Origin of the sequence: Enterococcus phoeniculicola ATCC BAA-412, assembly GCF_000407505.1 — a bacterium.
Classification (GTDB): Bacteria; Bacillota; Bacilli; order Lactobacillales; family Enterococcaceae; genus Enterococcus_K; species Enterococcus_K phoeniculicola.
Window position 1 is genome coordinate 364,895 of the sequence record NZ_ASWE01000002.1, and the last position, 20,884, is coordinate 385,778.

The window sequence follows — 20,884 nt, forward strand, 5'->3', positions numbered from 1 at the left end:
AGAGGGACCGTTATGTCAAAGTTCTTCTAGCAGATTTAGGAGGATTTTGACATGATGAATAAAAAAAATATTGAAATGAAATCAGCTGTAAAGGATCAAGAATTAAAAAAATTAGCAATGCTTTCTCAACGAGAGTTATTGATGGAGCTGCGCACGTCTCTAAATGGATTGTCAGAAGAAGATGCAAACGAACGCTTGGAAGAATTTGGTCCCAATGAAGTGAGTGCGCAAAAACCAACACCTGCTTTTCTTATTTTTCTAAATGGATTTAAAGATCCATTTGTCTATGTTTTAGCACTTTTAATGATTATTTCATTTTTAACAAATGATATTGAGGCTTCTCTTGTTATGGGAACGATGATTTTTGCAAGTGTAATGATTACATTTATTCAGGAGTATCGTTCACAAAAAGCAAGTTTGGCATTAAAAGAACTGATTGAAAATACTTGTGAAGTGACCAGAAATGGAGAGAGTAGAGAAATTCCTATGGATGAAGTAGTTCCGGGGGATTTAGTTACATTAGCTACGGGAGATATGATTCCAGCAGATGCGGTATTGATTTGGACAAAAGATTTGTTTGTTAATCAATCGTCATTAACAGGAGAAGCAATGCCTGTGGAAAAATTCGTTGATGCAGGGATTGACGAAAAACAGACAGATGTCTCTGCTCTTGATTTACAGGATTTAGTATTTATGGGAACTGATGTGTTAAGCGGACAAGGAAAAGCGATTATTTTAAAGACAGGTCAGCAAACATTTTTTGGCGATATTGCGAAAAATGCAACAAGCCAACGTGGAAAAACTGCATTTGATACGGGGCTTACACAAGTGAGTAAGCTATTGTTACGAATGGTCTTAATCTTATTTCCTGTGGTTTTGTTAATCAATGGGGTAACAAAAGGAGACTGGGCGAGTGCATTCTTTTTTGCAATTGCTGTAGCAGTAGGACTAACACCTGAAATGCTTCCGATGATTGTTACAAGTAATCTTGCAAAAGGAGCGCTAAGTCTTTCAAAACACAAAGTTATTGTAAAAGAGCTGCCCTCAATGCAAAACTTAGGCAGCATGGATGTGTTATGTACAGATAAAACAGGCACAATCACAGAAGATAGAGTGGTTTTAGTAGAACATTTAAGTCCTCTTGGAGTAAAAGATAGTCAAGTATTAGATATGGCCTATTTAAATTCGCATTACCAAACCGGGTGGAAAAACTTAATGGATATCGCTGTGATTAATTATTATGAAGAAAAAAAGAGAACACCAAAATTTTCAAATATCATAAAAATTGATGAAATCCCTTTTGATTTTTCTCGTCGTCGTTTGACTGTAGTTGTAGAAGCTGATGGTCATCAAGTGATGATTACAAAGGGGGCCATTGAAGAAATGGCGACCGTTTGTAAATATGCAGAGATTGATGGCGAAGTAGTTTTATTAACAGATGAACTGAAAGAAAAGATGAATGAAGTGAATCTTCATATGAATGAGCAAGGGATGCGTGTATTGGCTGTAGCAATCAAACAGGATGTTCATGGCGAAGCCGTTTATACAGTGGAAGATGAATCAGACATGATTTTAATTGGTTATATGGGCTTCCTTGATCCAGCTAAAAAATCGGCAATTAGTGCGATCCGTTCCCTACATGAACATGGGGTAAATGTAAAAGTTTTAACTGGAGATAATGAAGTTGTTGCAAAAAAAGTTTGTGGAGACGTAGGGATTGAAGTCTCTCATGTTGTTTTAGGTACACAAATTGATGGATTTTCTGAAGCCCAACTCAAAGAAGAAGTTGAAAAAACGAATTTATTTGCTAAATTGAATCCAATGCAAAAATCAAGAATTATTGCCACACTGCAATCCAACGGGCACACAGTTGGGTTTATGGGTGACGGAATTAATGATGCACCCGCGTTAAGAAAAGCTGACGTTGGTATTTCAGTGGATACCGCTGCGGATATCACCAAAGACGCTAGCTCGATTATTCTTCTTGAAAAAAGTTTGAATGTATTGGAAGACGGAGTTATTGAAGGAAGAAAAGTTTTTAGCAATATGATGAAATATATTAAAATTACGATTAGCTCCAACTTCGGAAATGTCTTTTCGATTTTAGCGGCAAGCGCATTTCTACCATTTCTACCAATGTTATCTATTCAACTGCTTGTTCAAAACTTGATTTATGATTTAGCTCAATTAGCGTTGCCTTGGGACAAGGTGGACGAAGAAGAGCTGATTAAACCTGTTAAATGGGAAACGAAAAATTTATTGAAATTCACGATATTTATTGGGCCAGTAAGTAGTATTTTTGATATTCTTACATTCCTCGTGATGTGGTTCGTTTTTTCTGCGAATACAGTAGGACAACAAGGGCTTTTCCAAACTGGCTGGTTTATGGTTGGATTAATTACTCAAACATTAGTGGTTCAAGTTGTGCGTACACGGAAGGTTCCGTTTATTCAAAGTAATGCTTCTTTACCTGTATTACTTTCTAGCTTGGCTGTGATTGTAGCAGGGGTAGCAATTGTACTAACTCCTGCGCGCGAATTTTTTGATTTTGTTGAATTGCCAGTGAGTTATTGGCCATGGATGATTGGAATTGTCTTTGCCTATTTAGTAACTGTTCAAATTGTGAAGAGGATTTATATCCGATTGACGAATGAATGGATTTAAAAAAATAGTTGTAAATTAATTTTATGTAACAGGGAATCGTTATTTGACTCTCTGTTACTTTTTTTATTTTTAAATTACAAAAAAATAAATAGGATATGTGATTTTTTGAGTGAATATTCACATTGTCTAGTAAAACGCTTTATTTTTTTCTTTAGTATAACAATGGCTTCATATCAGGGGAGCTGTATCAATTTGCTTATGAAATAATAATTAAAATAAAATGAAAGTATTGAATCGCTTCCTCTACTTGTGATTTCATTCACTAATATTGTTGTAGCTTGGATTTGTTCGCTTTTTTTATATTTGTAAAATCCGAACTTTTTGCTTGTGTTTATTTTAGATAAATGATAATTTATAAATGTAGCCGGTTAAATAATGATACAGTTTAAGTGTCTGTTTCAACCGCAAAGGAAAAAGTTCTATAATAGAGAGGAATGTGTGACAAAATGGCAGAGAAACAAAAACCACTTGATTTCAACATTTTATTAGATGAAATCAACGCAGAGTTTCCGACATATCAAGCACTTGATATCGACGGAAATGTAGTAAATCCTGATTTAGTACCGGACTTATCAGATGAGGAATTAGTTGAATTGATGACTCGTATGGTGTGGTCACGAGTACTTGACCAACGTTCAACAGCGTTGAACCGTCAAGGACGTCTTGGATTTTTCGCTCCAACAGCAGGACAAGAAGCAAGTCAATTAGCAAGTCAATTTGCGATGGACAAAGAAGATTACTTATTACCAGGGTATCGTGATGTACCTCAATTAGTACAACACGGCTTACCATTAACAGAAGCATTTTTATGGTCTCGTGGACATGCTGCAGGAAACTATTATGCAGAAGATTTAAAAGCGTTACCACCTCAAATCATTATTGGTGCGCAATATATTCAAGCAGCTGGTGTTGCTTTAGGTATGAAGAAACGCAATAAGAAGAATGTTGTCTTTACTTATACAGGTGACGGCGGTTCTTCTCAAGGTGACTTCTATGAAGCAATTAACTTTGCAGGAGCATACAAAGCAAATGGTGTATTCTTTATCCAAAATAACGGCTTTGCTATTTCAACTCCTCGTGAAAAACAAACAGCGGCAAAAACATTAGCTCAAAAAGCAGTCGCAGCGGGAATTCCTGGAATTCAAGTAGACGGTATGGATCCATTAGCTGTTTACACTGTCTCTAAAAAAGCGCGTGAATGGGCTGCAAACGGAAATGGTCCTGTGTTAATTGAAACATTGACTTACCGTTATGGTCCACATACTCTTTCAGGGGATGACCCAACACGTTACCGTTCAAAAGAATTAGACAATGAATGGCAACAAAAAGATCCATTGGTTCGTTTCCGTAAATATTTGGAAGCAAAAGGACTATGGTCTGAAGAAAAAGAAGAAGCAGTTATTGAACAAACAAAAGAAGAAATTAAAACAGCAATTGCAGAAGCTGACCGTGTACCAAAACAAAAAGTGTCAGATTTCTTAAAAAATATGTTTGAAGTTCAACCACAAGCAATTAAAGAACAAATTGCATTCTATGAAGCGAAGGAGTCGAAATAATCATGGCACAAAAAACAATGATTCAGGCTATCACTGATGCCTTAGCTCTTGAATTAGAGAACGACGAAAACGTACTGATTTTCGGTGAAGACGTTGGTAAAAACGGCGGGGTATTCCGTGCAACAGAAGGCCTACAAGAAAAATTTGGAGAAGATCGTGTATTCGATACTCCTTTAGCAGAATCTGGAATCGGCGGACTAGCATTTGGGTTAGCTCTTGAAGGTTATCGTCCAGTTCCTGAAATTCAATTCTTTGGATTCGTATTTGAAGTAATGGATGAAGTGGTAGGACAAATGGCTCGTACACGTTACCGTATGGGTGGAACTAGAAATATGCCTATTACTATTCGTTCACCATTTGGTGGCGGTGTTCATACACCAGAACTTCACTCAGATAACTTAGAAGGATTGATGGCACAATCACCAGGTCTACGTGTAGTGATTCCATCAAACCCATATGATGCAAAAGGATTACTTATTTCTTCTATTAGAAGTAATGACCCAGTTGTCTTTTTAGAACACATGAAACTTTATCGTTCTTTCCGTGAGGAAGTGCCAGATGAAGCTTATGAAGTGCCTTTAGATAAAGCAGCCGTTACTCGTGAAGGAACAGATGTTTCAATTATCACTTATGGAGCAATGGTTCGTGAAGCGATTAAAGCAGCAGACAATTTAGCAAAAGAAAATATTTCAGCCGAAATCATTGACTTGCGTACTGTAGCTCCTTTAGATATCGATACAATTATTCAATCTGTTGAAAAAACCGGTCGTGTAGTTGTCGTTCAAGAAGCACAAAAACAAGCTGGAGTTGGCGCTCAAGTGGTTTCTGAAATTTCTGAACGTGCAGTTCTTTCTTTAGAAGCACCAATTGGCCGTGTATCAGCACCTGATACAATCTTCCCATTTGGTCAAGCAGAAAACACATGGTTGCCAAATGCTTCTGATATTGAAGCAAAAGCAAAGGAAATTGCTACATTCTAAGGATTAATTAAGAAGGGAAGAAAAACGATGCCATTTCAATTTAAATTACCAGACATTGGTGAAGGAATCGCAGAAGGCGAAATCGTAAAATGGTTTGTAAAGCCGGGCGATACAATCAATGAAGATGATACATTATTAGAAGTACAAAACGACAAATCAGTAGAAGAAATTCCTTCTCCTGTAACAGGTACAGTGAAAGCAATCGTTGTACCAGAAGGAACAGTTGCAAATGTTGGTGACGTATTAGTCGAAATCGATGCACCTGGACATGAAGGCAATGACGCAGCACCCGCAGCGCCAACAACTGAAGCACCCGCAGCACCAGCTCCAGCAGCTGGAGGAGGCGTCTTCCAATTCAAATTACCAGATATTGGTGAAGGAATTGCAGAAGGTGAAATCGTAAAATGGTTCGTCAAAGCAGGCGATACAATTAACGAAGATGACACATTATTAGAAGTGCAAAATGATAAATCAGTAGAAGAAATTCCTTCTCCTGTAACAGGTACAGTAAAAGCAATCGTTGTACCAGAAGGAACAGTTGCAAATGTCGGTGATGTATTAGTTGAAATTGATGCGCCAGGGCATAACGATGCACCAGCCGCACCCGCACCAGTTGCAGCTACTCCAGCACCAGCCGCATCCGCTTCAGGAAATGCAGAAGTTGTTGCAGCCGCTGATCCTAATAAACGTGTTTTAGCAATGCCTTCAGTACGTCAATATGCACGTGAAAAAGATGTAGACATCACACAAGTTGTTCCAACTGGAAATGGTGGACGTGTAGTGAAATCTGATATTGATGGCTTCTTAGCAGGCGGAAATCAAGCCGCACCAGCAGTCGAAACAGCAACAGCAACTGCTTCTGCAAGTAGCGAAACACAAGCTGCTCCTGCTCCTGCAAAAGCGTTCAAATCAAATCTAGGTGAATTAGAAACTCGTGAAGCTTTGACACCAACTCGTAAAGCAATTGCAAAAGCGATGGTAAATAGCAAGCATACAGCACCACATGTTACATTACATGATGATGTTGAAGTATCAAAACTTTGGGATCACCGTAAGAAATTTAAAGATGTTGCAGCAGAAAATGGCACAAAATTAACTTTCTTACCATATGTAGTTAAAGCATTGACTGCAACTGTACAAAAGTTCCCAATTTTAAATGCATCTATTGATGATAAAGCACAAGAAATTGTTTACAAAAATTACTTTAATATTGGTATTGCAACAGATACGGATCATGGCTTATATGTACCAAACGTAAAAGATGCAAATACAAAGAGTATGTTTGCAATTGCTGACGAAATCAATGAAAAAGCTGCATTAGCTATTGATGGAAAATTGTCTGCACAAGATATGCGTGACGGCACTATTACAATCAGTAATATTGGTTCTGTTGGTGGCGGCTGGTTTACACCAGTTATTAACTACCCTGAAGTAGCTATCTTAGGTGTAGGTACAATTGCACAACAACCTGTTGTAAATGCAGAAGGTGAAATTGTTGTTGGCCGTGTGATGAAACTTTCATTAAGCTTCGACCATCGTATTGTAGATGGCGCGACTGCACAAAAAGCAATGAACAATATCAAACGTCTTTTAGCAGACCCTGAATTATTATTAATGGAAGGATGATTAACAAATGGTAGTAGGAGATTTCGCCATTGAACTAGATACAGTTGTAATTGGTGCGGGACCTGGCGGCTATGTAGCTGCCATCCGCGCTGCGGAAATGGGACAAAAAGTTGCCATCATCGAACGTGAGTACATCGGTGGTGTATGTTTAAACGTTGGTTGTATTCCTTCAAAAGCATTGATTGCTGCAGGACATCACTATCAAGAATCATTAGATTCAACGATGTTTGGTGTGACAGCGAAAGATGTTGAACTTGATTTTACAAAAACTCAAGAATGGAAAGACAACACAGTTGTTAATACATTAACTAGCGGTGTTGGTATGCTGCTTAAAAAACACAAAGTTGAAATTATTGAAGGGGAAGCTTTCTTTGTTGATGAACATACCTTGCGTGTAATTCATCCTGACTCAGCACAAACTTACTCATTTAATAATGCGATTATCGCAACCGGTTCTCGTCCAATCGAAATTCCTGGATTTAAATTTGGCGGCCGTGTATTAGATTCAACTGGCGGATTAAACCTTAAAGAAGTACCTAAAAAATTCGTTATCATCGGTGGTGGCGTAATTGGTGCTGAATTAGGTGGAGCATATGCAAACCTAGGTGCTGAAGTAACTATTTTAGAAGGAAGTCCATCTATTTTACCTACGTACGAAAAAGATATGGTGAAATTAGTTTTAGATGACTTTAGTAAGAAAAATGTAACAGTGGTTACCTCTGCAATGGCAAAAGAAGCTGTTGATAATGGTGACAGCGTGACTGTTAAATATGAAGTGAATGGGAAAGAAGAGTCTGTTGAAGCCGATTATGTTATGGTGACAGTAGGTCGTCGTCCAAACACAGATGATTTAGGACTAGAACAAGCGGGTGTCGAAGTTGGCGAACGCGGTTTAATTACTGTAGACAACCAAGGACGCACAAACGTGAAAAATATCTTTGCTATCGGAGATATCGTTCCAGGTGCAGCACTTGCGCATAAAGCTAGTTACGAAGCAAAAATTGCTGCAGAAGCAATTTCTGGAAAGAAAGTAGCCGTTGACTACAAAGCAATGCCTGCAGTAGCATTTACTGATCCTGAATTAGCAAGTGTTGGTATGACCATCGCAGAAGCAAAAGAAGCTGGAATTGAAGCAAAAGCATTCAAATTCCCGTTTGCTGGAAATGGTCGTGCGTTATCATTAGGAAAAACAGAAGGCTTCATTCGCTTAGTTACAACGATTGAAGATCATGTGATTATTGGTGCGCAAATTGGTGGTGTTGGCGCCAGCGATATGGTTTCTGAATTAGCTTTAGCTATCGAATCAGGAATGAACGCTGAAGATATTGCCTTGACTATCCATCCACATCCATCTCTTGGAGAAATTACTATGGATGCTTCTGAATTGGCATTAGGTTTGCCAATTCACATTTAATAGCATTATTTTGTCACACGAGAAAAGCCGAGCCGCCATGCTCGGCTTTTTGTTTTGCTTTTTTTGAAAAACAGAGCTTAAAGTACGTCTTTTTTTGACTAATTTCATAGAGGGTCAACTTTCTAGCTTCTTATATGAATAGAAAGTGATTCAAATGATTTCTCTGCTTTTGATATGATACAATAGAGTAGAAAGCTTTATATAAAGGAGCGTTTATATGTCAGAATATCAATATCCATTAGATTTAGACTGGACTACGGAAGAAATGGTAGTCGTTATGAATATGTGGGAGGCTTTAGAGAGGGCCAACGAGCAGGGGATTACTGTGAATGAATTTATGGAAACGTATGGAAAGTTTAAAAAAGTAGTAAAGAGTATAGGGGAAGAAAAACGATTAGGAAAAGAATTTGAGAAAGCATCGGGATACTCTCTTTATCGTACAGTCCAAGAAGCTAAAAAAGTGGAAAATGGTCGATTAAAGATGAAAGGAAGAGTTTAATGAGCGAACAAATTCAAGAAATAAAAGGCTGGTTGTATGAAGCAGGCGAAAAAATTAAAGCTAGCTTTAGAGAGGAATTAAAAGTAGATCAAAAAAGTAATCGAACGGACTTGGTTACCAATATGGATCGTGACATACAAAAATTTTTAATAGAAAACATTCAAAGTACCTATCCAAAGGCAAGGATATTAGCAGAAGAAAGCGGCTATAATACACTTGATACTATGGAAGGAACTGTTTTTGTGATTGATCCGATTGACGGGACATTGAATTTTGTATTGGAAAAGGAAAATTTTTGTATTATGCTAGCTGTTTATGAAGAAGGACAGTCGAAGCTTGGATTTATCTATAATGTCATGCAAGAAGAGTTATATTGGGGTGGGCGAGAATTTGGCGTCTATTGTAATGAGAAAAAACTTACTAAGCCTGAAAACAAGCTTTTATCAGAGGGCTTAATTGGGATGAATGCGCATATGTATCTTCATAATCAATATGAAGCACAGAAAATCGGTGAAGTGAGCATGGGGGTTCGAATGAGTGGCTGTGCTGGAATTGAGCTGATTGCAATCTTGAAAGGTACCCGTATAGGCTATCTTTCAAATCTAAGTCCTTGGGATTATGCTGCAGGTTGCGCGATGTTAGATGCTTTTGACTTTCCTTACAGCGGATTAACAGGGAAACCTCTTCATTTTAATGGACGTGAGCATTTTGTTGCTGGAACACCGAAGATGGTTGAGGAAGTCAGCAAAATCTTACAATTTCCTTAGTTTTTCTTTTCTTAAATGAAAAATAGGCGTTTTTTCATGGAATTATTGACTTTTTTTAATTTTTCAGTAATTTTGAAAACTTTTTACTATATTTCATGAAAGAATTTTGCTATAATAAACAGTCGAGTCAAATGCCTTGTCACATTCGGGAAGAAAAAGGAGTTAGTTTACATTGAAATATAGAGATGATATCCGTAACGTAGCAATTATCGCCCACGTCGATCACGGAAAAACAACATTAGTGGACGAATTATTAAAACAATCTGATACTTTAGACGGTCACACACAATTACAAGAACGTGCAATGGACTCAAATGCAATTGAAAAAGAACGTGGAATTACTATTTTAGCCAAAAATACAGCTGTTGATTATAAAGGAAAACGCGTCAACATCATGGATACGCCGGGACACGCGGACTTCGGTGGTGAAGTAGAACGTATCATGAAAATGGTTGACGGTGTACTTTTAGTTGTAGATGCTTATGAAGGTACGATGCCGCAAACACGTTTTGTATTGAAAAAAGCCTTAGAACAACATTTAACACCAATTGTTGTTGTAAACAAAATTGACAAGCCTTCTGCTCGTCCAGAACATGTTGTGGATGAAGTATTAGAATTATTTATTGAATTAGGTGCAGATGACGATCAATTGGATTTCCCAGTGATTTATGCGTCTGCTTTAAATGGAACGTCAAGTAAATCTGATAAACCTGAAGATCAAGAGCCAAGTATGTCAGCAATCTTTGATACGATTCTTGAACATATACCAGCACCTGTAGATAATAGTGATGAACCATTACAATTCCAAGTATCATTACTAGACTATAACGATTATGTAGGGCGTATTGGTATTGGACGTATTTTCAGAGGAACTGTGAAGGTTGGAGACCAAGTTGCTTTAATGAAATTGGACGGTTCTGTGAAGAAATTCCGAGTAACAAAATTATTTGGTTTCTTCGGATTGAAACGTTTGGAAATTCAAGAAGCAAAAGCAGGAGACTTAATTGCTGTATCTGGGATGGAAGATATCTTCGTCGGAGAAACAGTAACACCTGTGGACCATCAAGATGCATTACCAATTCTTCATATTGACGAACCAACGTTACAAATGACTTTCTTAGTAAACAACTCACCATTTGCCGGACGTGAAGGGAAATATGTGACTGCTCGTAAGATTGAAGAACGTTTGATGGCTGAATTACAAACGGATGTTTCTCTTAATATCGAGCCAACAGATTCACCAGATGCCTGGACTGTTTCTGGTCGTGGAGAACTTCATTTATCAATTTTGATTGAAAATATGCGTCGTGAGGGCTTTGAATTGCAAGTATCACGTCCTAAAGTAATTGAACGTGTGATTGAAGGAGTAAAATGTGAACCGTTTGAACGTGTTCAAATTGATACACCTGAAGAATACATGGGAAGTGTTATCGAATCACTAAGCCTACGTAAAGGTGAAATGCAAGATATGATTCATACAGGGAATGGTCAAATTCGTTTGATTTTCTTAGCCCCTGCTCGTGGTCTAATCGGTTATACAACTGAATTCTTATCTATGACACGTGGATATGGAATCATGCACCATACCTTCGATCAATATTTACCAATGATTCAAGGACAAATTGGTGGACGTCATCAAGGAGCGCTTGTATCGATTGATACAGGAAAAGCAACTACGTATTCAATCATGAGTATTGAAGAACGTGGAACGGTCTTTGTTGAACCTACAACGGATGTTTATGAAGGAATGATTATCGGAGAAAATAATCGTGATAATGATTTAACTGTAAATATTACGAAAGCAAAACAAATGACGAATGTGCGCTCTGCAAACAAAGACCAAACGTCAGTAATTAAAAAACCAAAACAATTAACATTAGAAGAATCATTAGAATTCTTGAATGATGATGAATATTGTGAAGTTACACCAGAAAGTATTCGTTTGCGTAAACAAATTTTAAATAAGAGCGAACGTGAAAAAGCATCGAAAAAGAAAAAAATAGCTGAATAAAACAGGAGATGCGCAGGAGAGCAGTGTCTTAAACAAACGCTAAAGTATTGTTTAAGACAGGTTTTCCTCCTATCTATCTGATTTTCCGAAGACTTGAACAGAACCTTACTCGGTTTGTTTAAGTCTTTTCTTTTTTACATAAAAGGATGGTATCTTTCGGTTAAAAAAGAGAGGAATCAAAAGTAAAGAAGTTATAATGTTTGAAAAGAAATAAATCAAAAAGAAAATAGGGGAACGAACATTCTGTGGAAAGGCGATTGTGGAAAACAATTGAGGAAAAAACAACAAAAGCCCTGATAGTTCAGCTTTCTATTTTTTTGTTTAATTTTAAGAGAGTAAAAAAAGTTTCATAATATTGCTGTGTTTCACAAAGAGAAGTTGCGGGTATAGGCTAAAAAATGCTAGAATAGCAGAGTTGACTGGGGGAGGTAAACAGATGGAAATGGTGAATCAAGTCTTAAAGAATGTTTTTGGTTATACGGAGTTTCGTGCTGGCCAAAGAGAAGTCATTCATTATATAGAAGAACATCAAGACGTATTAGGAATCATGCCTACAGGGAGTGGCAAATCTATTTGTTATCAGCTTCCAGCAAGCTCATTTGCCCGTTTAACGATTGTTGTTTCTCCATTGATTTCTTTAATGAAGGATCAGGTGGATGCGGCGAATCAGCTGGGAATTTCAGCAACATACATTAACAGCACATTGGATTATTATGGAGTGTCAGACAGAATTCAAGGATTACGTCAAGGAGCCTTTAAACTGCTTTATATCGCGCCTGAGCGACTTGTTATGCCTGACTTTCAAGAGTTGTTAAGTCATCTGCCAATTGATTTAATAGCAGTTGATGAGGCTCACTGTATTTCTCACTGGGGACACGATTTTCGACCAAGCTATCTCGAAATGGCGAACTATCTAAACAGTCTGCCGAATCGACCGACTGTGGTTGCTTTAACTGCCACAGCAACGCCGATGGTTGCAGAGGATATCAAACAGTTGCTCTGCATCCCAGCAACCAATCAAGTGGCGACAGGATTTGCACGTGAAAATATTCATTTTCAAGTCATTACCGATCAAAAAAAAGAAATGTACTTAATAGAATATTTAAAATTAAATAAAGAACAATCTGGAATTATTTATGCGAATACAAGAAAAGAAGTTGAACGAATTTATCATCTTTTAAAATCGGAAGGCTTGTCGGTGGGCTATTATCATGCTGGGTTAAAAGAGTGTGAGCGAACAAAATTTCAAGAGGATTTTCTTTATGACCGCGTGCAAACTATTGTGGCGACAAATGCTTTTGGTATGGGAATAAATAAGAGTAATGTCCGGTTTGTCATTCATGCACAAATTCCAGGAACGATGGAGGCTTATTATCAAGAAGCGGGAAGAGCTGGGCGAGATGGGCTACCAAGTGATGCGATTTTACTCTTTGCTCCACAGGATTTACAAGTCCATCAATATTTTATTGAACAATCTCAACGTTCTCATGAACTAAAACAAAATGAATATGCCAAGCTTCGGGAAATGAGTCAATATTCTAACACAGAAGGTTGTTTGCAACAATTTATTTTACGCTATTTTGGGCAGGAAAGTCAGCCTTGCGGACGATGCAGCAATTGCTTGGATAACCGTTCAAAAGTGGAGATAACCAAAGAAGCTCAAATGGTTCTTTCTTGTGTAAAGAGAATGGATGAACGCTTTGGAAAAGGCTTAGTGGCAAAAGTTTTAACTGGCTCAAAAGACCAAAAAATTGATCAGTTTGGGTTTGAACAATTGTCTACCTACGGATTAATGAAAGGTTACTCGCAAAAAGAGGTCACTAGTTTAATTGATTTTTTGACAGCTGAAGGACTGCTAGCACCATCGAGAGGGCAATTTCCAACACTTTTTATTACTGATAAAGGAGTAGAGGTTCTTAAAGGAACGCAAACCGTGTATCGAAAAGAACAGCGTCAAGCGCGCAAGCTGGAACAAAATAATGCGCTCTTTGAACAACTTCGGGGAATTCGAACGACCATTGCTGAAGAGACGAATGTACCGCCATACGTTGTTTTTTCTGATGCGACGTTAAAAGAGATGAGTACGCAAATTCCGACCTCACGATTAGAACTTCTTCAAATTAAAGGAGTCGGTCAAAATAAATTGGACAAGTATGGGGAGCAATTTTTAACCTGCCTGCAAACATATTTAAAAACAACAGAATAACTAGAAAAAGATGAGTTGCTCATTATGTGAGAATGATGAGAGTATTCAGAAAAGTAAACGGATAAATGAGAAGCAAACTGTCAAAAATCACGAAAATTTGTACTTCATAAATTTTTAATAAACGATGAGAAACTTGTGATTTTCTTATTTATATACCAATAAATTATGCTATAATAATAGAATTAAGATGGGGGGTTAGGCGCAAATGGAAGCTATGTCTCCAGAATTTGCACTAAGTTTATTAAATCAAGATGCTGATCGAATCAAAATGTTGATTCGCAATCAAAAAAATAGTCTATGTATTTCACAATGTAAGGCATTTGAAGAGGTAGTTGATACACAAATGTATGGATTTTCAAGGCAAGTAACGTTTGCTGTACGTCTTGGGATGATTACAAAAGAAGAAGGCCATCAATTGATGAGCGACTTGGAAAAAGAGCTCAATCGCTTATATACAGAGGTTTATACAGAAACACAAGAAAAAAACGAATTAGGCAAGGAGGTTTAACACTTGCCAAAGAATATAAAAAAACGTCATTTGATGGATTACAGTATTTTTATTCCCTACCTCATTTTATGTGTAGTGGGATTAATTATGGTTTATAGTTCTACATCCTATTTATTATTAGCACAGGGCTTGAATCCTGCAAAGTCAGTGATTAACCAAACCGTTTTCTGGATATTGAGCTTAATCGTTATAGGGATTATGTACAAAATGAAGATTGATGTATTTAAAAATGAGAAGCTCGTTCAGCTAGCTATTGTTGTTACGGCCTCATTGCTGGTTATCGCTTATCTATTCTTCAAGCCTGTTAATGGGGCAAAGGGGTGGATTGATTTAGGCTTTTTATCTATTCAGCCAGCAGAGCTTCTGAAAATCGTTTTAATCTGGTATTTAGCTTTAACCTTATCAAAAAGACAAGAAACAATTGCTACTGATTTTATGCCAACGATGAAGAGACCCCTGTGGTTGGTTATGGGCCTAATCGTTGCTGTAGCAATTATGCCGGATTTTGGAAATGCTGCTGTCTTAACTCTGCTTGTACTTATTTTATTATTGGCAAGCGGAGTTGACTACACATTATCCTTTAAAATTGGTGCTAGTGGAATTCTCTTGAGTATTTTAGCAATACAAGGGATGAATCTTTTTGGAAAGACCGTTTTACCTAAAAGTATGCAGTATATTTATAAGCGATTCGCAATATATCAAAATCCCTTTATTGACGAATTTGATACAGGCCATCAAATGGTTAATGGCTATTATGCGATGTTTAATGGGGGACTGTTTGGTAGAGGATTAGGAAACAGCATTGAGAAAAAAGGATTTTTAAAAGAAGCACAAACAGATTATATCTTTGCTATTGTTGTTGAAGAACTAGGTCTAATTGTTTCCATGATGATTTTAGGCTTGCTCATCTTTATGATTGCCAGAATCATTTTAGTAGGTGTTCGGTCGAGAGATCCGTTCAATTCACTTATCTGTTATGGAGTAGGAAGTATGCTTTTAATTCAAATATTTGTCAATTTAGGTGGGATTACCGGGATTATTCCACTAACAGGAATTACCTTTCCGTTTTTGAGTCAGGGAGGGTCAAGCTTACTTGTTCTATCAATTGGTATCGGATTAGTTTTAAATGTTAGTGCAAATGAAAAGCGTAAACGATTAATGTCATATTATAATGGATAAATGAACGAATAATGAAGAAAATGGTAGGAGTGGTTTAGGTGAAAAAAGTGTTAGTAGCAAATCGCGGAGAAATTGCGATTCGAGTATTTCGAGCATGTACAGAGCTAAACATCAAAACAGTTGCAATTTATGCCGCAGAAGATGAATATTCTGTGCATCGATTCAAAGCGGACGAAGCTTATTTAGTTGGAAAAGGGAAAAAACCAATTGATGCGTATCTTGATATTGAAGGAATCATTAAGATTGCGAAAAAAGCAGAAGTAGATGCAATCCATCCTGGTTATGGTTTTTTATCTGAGAATCTTGAGTTTGCACGTCGTTGTGAAGAAGAAGGCTTGATTTTTGTTGGCCCTACACAGCATCATTTAGATATTTTTGGCGATAAGATTAAGGCAAAAGAAGCAGCTGTTGCAGCAGGGATTGCTTCAATTCCTGGAACAGATGGACCTGTAGCTTCAATTGATGAAGTCTTGGCGTTTGCAGACTCACATGAGTATCCCATCATGATTAAAGCTGCTTTAGGTGGCGGAGGTCGCGGCATGCGTGTAGCACATGATGAAAAAGAAGCACGAGAAGGTTATCAGCGTGCCAAAAGTGAAGCAAAAGCTGCATTTGGCAGTGATGAAGTTTATGTAGAAAAATATATCGGAAATCCTAAACATATTGAAGTTCAAATACTTGGAGATACGCACGGGAACGTTATTCATCTTTTTGAACGGGATTGTTCTGTCCAAAGACGACATCAAAAAGTAGTAGAAGTAGCACCTTGTGTTTCTATGAATGATGAACAACGGGAAAAAATCTGTCAAGCGGCTGTTCAGTTAATGAAACATGTTGGGTACGTGAATGCAGGAACGGTTGAATTTTTAGTTGAAGGCGATAACTTTTACTTTATTGAAGTGAATCCCCGTGTTCAAGTAGAGCATACGATTACAGAAATGATTACAGATATTGATATTGTGACTAGTCAGCTATTGATTGCCCAAGGAAAAGACTTGCATAAAGAAATCGGTTTACCTCAGCAAAAAGATATAGAGCTTAAGGGTGCAGCAATTCAATGCCGGATTACTACGGAAGATCCCTTAAACAATTTCATGCCAGATACTGGGAAAATTGATACTTATCGTTCGCCAGGTGGGTTTGGTGTCCGTTTAGATGTTGGAAATGCTTATTCAGGAGCAGTTGTTACGCCATATTTTGACTCTCTTCTTGTAAAAGTTTGTACGCATGGAATTAGTTTTGAAAAAGCGATTCAAAAAATGCAGCGTTGTTTAACGGAATTTAGAATTCGTGGGGTAAAAACGAATATTCCCTTCCTGCAAAATGTGATTAGTCATCCTGCATTCCAGTCTGGAGAAGCAAAAACGACTTTTATCGACAATACTCCTCAGTTATTTGAATTTCCAAGGGTTCGAGATCGCGGAAATAAAACAATGAAATATATTGGGGAAATCACTGTTAATGGATTTCCAGGGATTGAAAAATCACAAAAACGCTTTTATGAAGATCCGCGAATACCTGAGGATATAAAACGCCGAGAAGGATTTGTCACTGCTAAAGAAATTCTGGATACAAAAGGTGCAAATGCAGTTATAGATTGGATTCGAAATCAAGAGGATCTTTTATTAACAGATACAACCTTTAGAGATGCACATCAAAGCTTACTTGCTACTCGTGTACGGACGCAGGATTTCAAAGAAATTGCTCGTTTGACAGGAGAAGCTTTACCTGAATTATTCTCGACAGAAATGTGGGGAGGCGCAACATTTGATGTAGCTTATCGTTTCTTAAATGAAGATCCTTGGCAACGATTAAGAAAACTTCGTCGTTTGATGCCAAATACCTTGTTCCAAATGCTCTTCAGAGGCTCAAATGCAGTTGGCTATTCCAACTATCCAGATAATGTACTTGTTGAATTTATTAATGAATCAGCGTCACAAGGAATTGATGTGTTCCGTATTTTCGATAGCTTAAACTGGATTCCTCAAATGGAAAAAAGTATTCAAGCAGTTCGGGATACTGGAAAAATTGCAGAAGCTGCGATTTGTTATACAGGAGATATTAACGATCCGACAAGAGCGAAATATAATGTTCAATATTATAAAGAGATGGCCAAAGAATTAGAGCAGCTGGGTGCACATATCATTGCGATTAAGGATATGGCAGGGTTATTGAAGCCTCAAGCAGCGTATCGACTAATTAGTGAATTAAAGGATACAACAGATTTACCGATTCATTTGCATACACATGATACGAGTGGAAATGGAATTATCACTTATTCTGCAGCAACGAAGGCTGGTGTGGATATTGTTGATGTGGCAACAAGTGCAATGAGTGGAAACACTAGTCAGCCAAGTATGAGTAGCTTGTACTATGCCTTGGTGAATGGTGCACGTGTGCCAGATATAAATATTGACAATGTTCAAAAAATCAACCATTACTGGGAAGATGTTCGTATGTACTATAAACCGTTTGAGAATGGCTTGAATGCTCCTCAAACAGAAGTTTATATGCATGAAATGCCCGGCGGACAGTATTCTAATTTACAGCAGCAAGCAAAAGCCGTTGGTCTAGGGACTAAGTGGGATGAAATCAAAAAAATGTACCACACAGTTAATCTCATGTTTGGCGATATTGTAAAAGTAACTCCATCTTCCAAGGTCGTTGGAGATATGGCTCTGTTTATGGTTCAAAATGAATTATCAGAAGCCGACATCTACGAAAAAGGAGATTCGTTGAGCTTCCCAGAATCAGTTGTCACCTTCTTCCAGGGTGAATTAGGGCAACCAGTAGGCGGATTCCCTGAAGACCTTCAAAGAATCATCTTAAAAGGAAGACCTGCGTTTACGAATCGACCAGGAGACTTAGCTGAGCCTGTTGATTTTGAAAAAGTGAAACAAGAGTTAGCAGAACAAATTGGTTATGAACCTCAAAAAGATGAGGTATTAAGTTACTTGATGTATCCTCAAGTATTTTTGGATTATCAAAAAGCATATAATCAATTTGGTGATGTGACGTTATTGGATACACCAACTTTCTTCCAAGGCATTCGTCTAGGCGAGTCTATAAATGTTCAAATCGAACGTGGAAAAATCTTGATTTTACGATTGGATGAAATCGGAGAGCCCGATATTGAAGGAAATCGAGTGTTGTTCTTTAATTTGAATGGTCAGCGACGAGAAATCGTTATTAAAGATAATTCTATTATTAGCTCTGTTCAGACAAAACGCAAAGCGGAGCCTACTAATAAAGAACAAATTGGAGCAACGATGTCAGGGTCAGTGCTTCAAGTATTGGTAAATAAGGGAGATCGCGTGAAACGAGGCGATACATTATTAGTAACAGAGGCGATGAAGATGGAAACCTCTGTGGAAGCTCGTTTTGATGGGATGGTTGATCACGTTTATGTTACAGAAGGTGAAGCTATTCAATCGGGTGATTTATTGATTGAAGTGAAAGAAAAATAAGAATTCAATGTAGGTGAGAATGATACATGAAACGAGTCGGATTATTTATGAGTATCTTCCTAACTGTCTTGTTGATTTTCTATTTTGAGCCTGTGGTTTTTCCTAATAAATCAGAGAAGCCTGTACAGGTGGCGAGTGAACCAATAACCACACTTCACAATACAACATTAAAATACGAAGAAATGCCCGCAAAGGGCTTTTCTTCGTATATCAATAAAAGTGTCGGTGAGTTGGAAAAACAGCTAGGCAGTCCTGTAAGTATGTACTCAACAGGCTTTCAATATGAAGTTCGCAGGTATAAAACAGAAAAACAATCGGCAATTATTGAAGCAAATGTTTCAGACGGAAAAGTTTCAGCTATCAAAGCGATTGGGGATACAAAGGAGAAAATCGCACCTTTTTCATTTAAAATGACAATGGGAAATCTATCAGAACTAACTATGATTTATCCAAATTTTAATTTTGACTACAAGGGAGAGCCGGTAAATATTGAGTTGATGGAAGAGGATATGAATTACCGACCATTAATTGCTTTTGATAATCAAACATTTGCCGTCTTATTTTTTGATCAAAATGATGGAGAATTATTTGGTGTGGCTTACCTTAATCAAAAAGAGTTGTTGACACTTCAGCCTTACCAAATTGATATGCATGCCCCGCCTAAAGTTGAGGCACAAAGTCAAGGCGTTAAATGGGAAGAAATTAATGGATTTAAGGCGATTCAAAGTACGGAAACAATCAATTTCTTACGAGCAATTGATCAGCTACCTGCTTATGAATCAACCATTCAGCAGCAGAGAACAGCAGAAGCCATCCAAACAGACTTTTTGACCCATACAGATGAAGTGCTGGAGAAACAAAGATATACGTATTGGCAACAAATGAGAGCGGGAGACAACAGTGAAACCTCATTTTTACTTAGTAGTGAAGAGCTATCAGCTCTAACCAAACGGACTACAGATGAAACTCAGAGTGGTATCTTATCTGAACCAGTTATTGATGCAACATTTTCTTTGCTTTATTGGTACAGTGATCCGTTTCTTCACACAAGATTCATGCATGAAGAGCCTGAAGTTTTAGGGATTTCCTTTTCAAAAGAAAATGTGGTAGTCTTAATGAAAAGAGTAGATGAAAAAGAGACGAAGGATAGTGGCTCCTAATGATTATAAATGAACAGTTATTTGTGCTTGAAGATCAATGTGAGGAAATAGTTGAACAGCTGCTTAAAAGTCAGACCTGTATCAATTATTTTCAAGCAAAAAAATCGATGTATAATTGCTCAGAAGTCATGACGCTACAGCAGACTTTTTTAAAGAATAAAGAAGCGTTTGAGCGAATTTCTGATTATGGTATTCATGCACCTGGTTATAGAGAAACGCAACGAACATTGAGGAAAAGTAAACGTGAGTTAGATGTAAACGCACATGTAGCCGCTTTTCGTGTGGCGGAAACGCAGTTACAGGATATATTAGATAGCATTAGTTTGACTGTCGCACAGACAGTCTCAGAAGAAATTAAAGTAGATGCTGGAAATCCATTTTTTATAACAGGTGGACATTCTGGTTGTGGAGGAAGTTGTCATGCAAGCTGAAGAAAATGAGTTTACAGTGCAGAAGCGACGTGGAATTATTGTTTGGGTGTACAGTCTAAAACAGTTAAAAAATCTGAAACGTTTTGGTTTAGTTCATTATGTTTCTCGTAAAATGAAATATGTTGTTCTTTATTTAAATGAGGAAACATTTGATACGTCAGAAGAAAAAATCAAAAAACTTCATTTTGTAAGAAAAGTAGAGCGTTCCTATCGGCCAGATGTTGAAATGAATTTTGCTGATAGAATTGGTACAAAAGCAGCTTATCAAGTGCACGAAGAGGAAGAAGAAGACCTAACGCCAGATATTCGATTGGCGGAAAACGTCTAAAAAAGATGAAAAATGTCTGATTTTTTCAAACATTTTTCATCTTTTTCTTTGTGCTTTTTGGTATACTTAACTGACGATAAAGGAAAGA

15 protein-coding genes are annotated in these 20,884 nt (G+C 37.5%); all 15 read left to right on the top strand.

Annotated features, from left to right (window positions below):
- Positions 1 to 51: 51 nt before the first annotated feature.
- The 15 genes from mgtA (at position 52) to I589_RS08550 (ending at position 20,796) form a co-directional block, all read left to right on the top strand.
- Entirely contained in the window at positions 52 to 2,664 is a 2,613-nt protein-coding gene (mgtA, locus tag I589_RS08480) for a magnesium-translocating P-type ATPase (protein WP_010768513.1), read from the top strand.
- 446 nt (positions 2,665 to 3,110) lie between these two features.
- A complete protein-coding gene (pdhA, locus tag I589_RS08485; RefSeq protein WP_010768512.1) occupies positions 3,111 to 4,220 on the top strand; it encodes a pyruvate dehydrogenase (acetyl-transferring) E1 component subunit alpha in 1,110 nt (369 codons plus the stop codon).
- A 2-nt stretch (positions 4,221 to 4,222) separates the two neighbouring features.
- Complete coding sequence (locus I589_RS08490; RefSeq protein ID WP_010768511.1) at positions 4,223 to 5,200, top strand: alpha-ketoacid dehydrogenase subunit beta; 978 nt, start codon at positions 4,223 to 4,225, stop codon at positions 5,198 to 5,200.
- A 27-nt stretch (positions 5,201 to 5,227) separates the two neighbouring features.
- Complete coding sequence (locus I589_RS08495; RefSeq protein ID WP_010768510.1) at positions 5,228 to 6,826, top strand: dihydrolipoyllysine-residue acetyltransferase; 1,599 nt, start codon at positions 5,228 to 5,230, stop codon at positions 6,824 to 6,826.
- Positions 6,827 to 6,833: 7 nt separating this feature from the next.
- On the top strand, positions 6,834 to 8,240 hold the full coding sequence (gene lpdA, locus I589_RS08500) for a dihydrolipoyl dehydrogenase (protein ID WP_010768509.1): 1,407 nt from the start codon (positions 6,834 to 6,836) through the stop codon (positions 8,238 to 8,240).
- Positions 8,241 to 8,457: 217 nt separating this feature from the next.
- Positions 8,458 to 8,739 carry a UPF0223 family protein gene (locus tag I589_RS08505; RefSeq protein ID WP_010768508.1) on the top strand — a complete coding sequence of 94 codons (282 nt, stop codon included), beginning with the start codon at positions 8,458 to 8,460 and terminating at the stop codon, positions 8,737 to 8,739.
- On the top strand, positions 8,739 to 9,506 hold the full coding sequence (locus tag I589_RS08510; RefSeq protein ID WP_010768507.1) for an inositol monophosphatase family protein: 768 nt from the start codon (positions 8,739 to 8,741) through the stop codon (positions 9,504 to 9,506). Before I589_RS08505 ends, I589_RS08510 begins: the two co-directional genes overlap by 1 nt.
- Positions 9,507 to 9,678: 172 nt before the next feature.
- The gene (typA, locus tag I589_RS08515) at positions 9,679 to 11,517 is read left to right on the top strand and encodes a translational GTPase TypA (RefSeq protein WP_010768506.1); all 1,839 of its coding nucleotides are present in this window, start codon (positions 9,679 to 9,681) and stop codon (positions 11,515 to 11,517) included.
- Positions 11,518 to 11,953: 436 nt separating this feature from the next.
- Complete coding sequence (gene recQ / locus I589_RS08520) at positions 11,954 to 13,723, top strand: DNA helicase RecQ (protein WP_010768505.1); 1,770 nt, start codon at positions 11,954 to 11,956, stop codon at positions 13,721 to 13,723.
- Between the two features lie 205 nt (positions 13,724 to 13,928).
- Complete coding sequence (locus I589_RS08525; protein ID WP_010768504.1) at positions 13,929 to 14,231, top strand: Fpa/YlaN family protein; 303 nt, start codon at positions 13,929 to 13,931, stop codon at positions 14,229 to 14,231.
- 3 nt (positions 14,232 to 14,234) lie between these two features.
- Positions 14,235 to 15,410, top strand: a complete 1,176-nt coding sequence (locus I589_RS08530; RefSeq protein WP_010768503.1) for an FtsW/RodA/SpoVE family cell cycle protein — start codon at positions 14,235 to 14,237, stop codon at positions 15,408 to 15,410.
- Between the two features lie 38 nt (positions 15,411 to 15,448).
- A complete protein-coding gene (locus I589_RS08535; protein ID WP_010768502.1) occupies positions 15,449 to 18,877 on the top strand; it encodes a pyruvate carboxylase in 3,429 nt (1,142 codons plus the stop codon).
- Positions 18,878 to 18,903: 26 nt separating this feature from the next.
- Positions 18,904 to 20,037: a CAP-associated domain-containing protein gene (locus I589_RS08540; RefSeq protein ID WP_010768501.1), complete on the top strand. Its 1,134-nt coding sequence runs from the start codon at positions 18,904 to 18,906 to the stop codon at positions 20,035 to 20,037.
- On the top strand, positions 20,037 to 20,468 hold the full coding sequence (locus tag I589_RS08545) for a YlbF family regulator (RefSeq protein WP_010768500.1): 432 nt from the start codon (positions 20,037 to 20,039) through the stop codon (positions 20,466 to 20,468). Before I589_RS08540 ends, I589_RS08545 begins: the two co-directional genes overlap by 1 nt.
- Positions 20,458 to 20,796 (top strand): YlbG family protein, encoded by a 339-nt coding sequence (locus I589_RS08550; RefSeq protein WP_010768499.1) that lies wholly within the window; start codon positions 20,458 to 20,460, stop codon positions 20,794 to 20,796. The genes I589_RS08545 and I589_RS08550 overlap by 11 nt, the downstream gene beginning before the upstream one ends.
- Positions 20,797 to 20,884 lie beyond the last annotated feature (88 nt).

Bases quoted from the DNA above. Each gene is read 5' to 3' on its own strand.
- I589_RS08505 (WP_010768508.1), top strand. From the start codon at position 8,458: ATGTCAGAATATCAATATCCATTAGATTTAGACTGGACTACGGAAGAA.
- pdhA (WP_010768512.1), top strand. From the start codon at position 3,111: ATGGCAGAGAAACAAAAACCACTTGATTTCAACATTTTATTAGATGAA.
- I589_RS08545 (WP_010768500.1), top strand. From the start codon at position 20,037: ATGATTATAAATGAACAGTTATTTGTGCTTGAAGATCAATGTGAGGAA.
- I589_RS08540 (WP_010768501.1), top strand. From the start codon at position 18,904: ATGAAACGAGTCGGATTATTTATGAGTATCTTCCTAACTGTCTTGTTG.
- I589_RS08525 (WP_010768504.1), top strand. From the start codon at position 13,929: ATGGAAGCTATGTCTCCAGAATTTGCACTAAGTTTATTAAATCAAGAT.
- I589_RS08510 (WP_010768507.1), top strand. From the start codon at position 8,739: ATGAGCGAACAAATTCAAGAAATAAAAGGCTGGTTGTATGAAGCAGGC.
- mgtA (WP_010768513.1), top strand. From the start codon at position 52: ATGATGAATAAAAAAAATATTGAAATGAAATCAGCTGTAAAGGATCAA.
- lpdA (WP_010768509.1), top strand. From the start codon at position 6,834: ATGGTAGTAGGAGATTTCGCCATTGAACTAGATACAGTTGTAATTGGT.
- I589_RS08495 (WP_010768510.1), top strand. From the start codon at position 5,228: ATGCCATTTCAATTTAAATTACCAGACATTGGTGAAGGAATCGCAGAA.
- I589_RS08490 (WP_010768511.1), top strand. From the start codon at position 4,223: ATGGCACAAAAAACAATGATTCAGGCTATCACTGATGCCTTAGCTCTT.
- I589_RS08550 (WP_010768499.1), top strand. From the start codon at position 20,458: ATGCAAGCTGAAGAAAATGAGTTTACAGTGCAGAAGCGACGTGGAATT.
- recQ (WP_010768505.1), top strand. From the start codon at position 11,954: ATGGAAATGGTGAATCAAGTCTTAAAGAATGTTTTTGGTTATACGGAG.